The organism is Paracoccus benzoatiresistens, from assembly GCF_026913015.1.
Taxonomy (GTDB): domain Bacteria; phylum Pseudomonadota; class Alphaproteobacteria; order Rhodobacterales; family Rhodobacteraceae; genus Paracoccus; species Paracoccus benzoatiresistens.
On record NZ_JAPTYD010000130.1, the window covers coordinates 1 to 2,528 of the forward strand.

The 2,528-nt window shown below is 63.1% G+C and carries 2 protein-coding genes; both read left to right on the forward strand.

Features of this window, described 5'->3' with window-relative positions; translation table 11 throughout:
• Nucleotides 1–120 precede the first annotated feature (120 nt).
• Nucleotides 121–1,617 carry an IS21 family transposase gene (istA, locus tag OU682_RS23680; protein ID WP_442952618.1) on the forward strand — a complete coding sequence of 499 codons (1,497 nt, stop codon included), beginning with the start codon at nt 121–123 and terminating at the stop codon, nt 1,615–1,617.
• Nucleotides 1,614–2,378, forward strand: a complete 765-nt coding sequence (gene istB, locus OU682_RS23685; RefSeq protein WP_268944633.1) for an IS21-like element ISPve1 family helper ATPase IstB — start codon at nt 1,614–1,616, stop codon at nt 2,376–2,378. The genes istA and istB overlap by 4 nt, the downstream gene beginning before the upstream one ends.
• The last annotated feature ends 150 nt before the right edge of the window (nt 2,379–2,528 follow it).

The following is a 2,528-nucleotide window of genomic DNA, read 5'->3' on the forward strand; positions in this document are numbered from 1 at the left end:
TGAGAACGGCGGTGAGAAACTAGTCCACGGAAGCGGCGGCATGGAGCTGCTGCGGGCGGCGTAAAAGTCGTCCACCCTTTCCCTTTCTGCGGCAGCAGGGAGGGCGCGAGGATTTTCAGCGTGGAACTATATCTCAGGGTTCGCCAGGCCTGCGCGGCGGGCATGAGCCAGCGTCAGGCGGCGAAGGCCTTCAACATCTCCCGTGATACGGTTGCGAAGATGATGACATTCTCGGTGCCGCCGGGCTACCGGCGAACGGCCGAGGTCAGGCGGCCGAAGCTCGATCCCTTCATCCCGATCATTGAGGGCTGGCTGGAGGCGGACCGTTCCATGCCACGCAAGCAGCGGCACACGGCGAAGCGGGTGTTCGACCGGCTGCGTGACGAATGCGGGTTCACCGGTGGCTACACGATCATCAAGGATTACATCCGGGAGCGGGAACGGCGGGGCCAGGAAGTGTTCGTGCCGCTGGCGCATCCCCCGGGCCATGCGCAGGCCGACTTCGGCGAAGCGATGGTCAGGATCGGCGGTGTCGAGCAGAAGGCCCACTTCTTTGTTCTGGATCTGCCGCACAGCGACGCCTGTTACGTCCGCGCCTATCCAGCGGCTGTGGCCGAGGCCTGGGTGGACGGCCATATCCACGCCTTTGCCTTCTTTGGGGCGGTCCCCCAGTCGATTGTCTATGACAACGACCGGTGCCTGGTGGCGAAGATCCTGCCCGATGGCACCCGCAAGCGGGCCGCCCTGTTCAGCGGGTTTCTATCCCATTACCTGATCCGGGATCGCTATGGCCGCCCCGGCAAAGGCAACGACAAGGGGAATGTCGAGGGCCTGGTGGGCTATTGCCGCCGCAACTTCATGGTGCCGCTTCCCGAGTTCGCGACCTGGGAGGCGTTCAACCTCTGGCTGGAGGAGCAATGCCGCAAGCGCCAGCAGGATGTCCTGCGCGGCGAAAGCGAAACGATCGGCGAGCGGTTGCAACGCGATCTGGCTGCCATGCGCCCACTCCCGATTGCGCCCTTTGATGCCTGCGACCAGGACAGTGGCCGCGTCTCGTCGCAGTGTCTGGTGCGCTACAAGACCAACGACTACTCGGTGCCGGTTGCCTTCGGCCATCAGGATGTCTGGATCCGGGCCTATGTCCATGACGTGGTGATCGGCTGCCGGGGCGAGGTCATTGCCCGCCATCCCCGGTGCTGGGATCGCGATGAACTCATCTTCAACCCGATCCACTACCTGCCGCTGCTGGAGCAGAAACTCAATGCATTCGATCAGGCCGCGCCGTTGCAGGACTGGGAGCTGCCCGAGGAGTTCGCGACGTTGCGCCAGCTGATGGAAGCGCGCATGAACCGGCATGGCCGACGCGAATACGTCCAGGTCCTGCGGCTGCTCGAGACCTTCGATCTGGCTGATCTGCATGCCGCGGTGAAGCAGGCGCTTCAGATGGGCGCGATCGGCTTCGACGCCGTGAAGCACCTGCTGCTTTGCCGTGTTGAACACTGTCCGCCCCGGCTGGACCTGGACTGCTATCCCTATCTGCCCAAGGCAACGGTCGAGACAACCAGGCCCGGCTCCTATATGCGGCTGTTATCGGGTGATGCGGAGGGCGCAGCATGAGCGATGCCCCGGAAATCCTGCTCGCCCATCACCTCAAGGCCCTGAAGCTGCCGACATTCCTGCGGGAACATCAGAAGCTGGCCCGGCAATGCGCGGCCGAAGGCATGGACCATGTCCGGTATCTCGCCCGGCTTGTCGAACTGGAATTGATCGACCGGGAGCGGCGGATGGTCGAACGCCGCATCAAGGCCGCCAAATTCCCCACGGTCAAAAGCCTCGACAGCTTCGACTTCAGCGCCATCCCCAAGCTCAATAAGATGCAGGTGCTGGAACTGGCGCGGTGTGAATGGATCAACCGTCGCGAGAACGTCATTGCCCTTGGCCCAAGTGGCACGGGCAAGACGCACATTGCCCTTGGCCTCGGACTGGCGGCTTGTCAGAAGGGGCTCTCCGTGGGCTTCACCACCGCCGCGAGCCTGGTCAGTGAGATGATGGAGGCCCGCGACGAGCGCCGCCTGCTTCGCCTTCAGAAGCAAATGGCCGGTTACAAATTGCTGATCATCGACGAACTGGGCTTCGTGCCGCTGTCCAAGACCGGCGCCGAATTGCTGTTCGAGCTGATCTCGCAACGCTACGAGCGCGGCTCAACCCTGATCACCAGCAATCTGCCCTTCGATGAATGGACCGAAACCTTCGGCTCCGAGCGCCTCACCGGCGCACTGCTCGACAGGCTGACCCACCACGTCAGCATCCTCGAAATGAACGGCGAGAGTTATCGCCTCGCCAACAGCACTGCCCGAAAGCAGCAACAAAAGTCCTGAAATCACATCGCCTCGTTTTGGCCCCAAGGGGCCAAAGCACCATGGCACGCGCCAGCTCTATGGTAAGCGCGCGCGCCATGGCGCCAGTCACCGCCACCTGGCCTGGTTTTGCGCCGCCGCGTGGCCGGATTTTGCACCGCCGTTGACACT

Excerpts from the sequence above, each read along its gene's own strand:
- istB (WP_268944633.1), top strand. The coding sequence starts at position 1,614 with ATGAGCGATGCCCCGGAAATCCTGCTCGCCCATCACCTCAAGGCCCTG.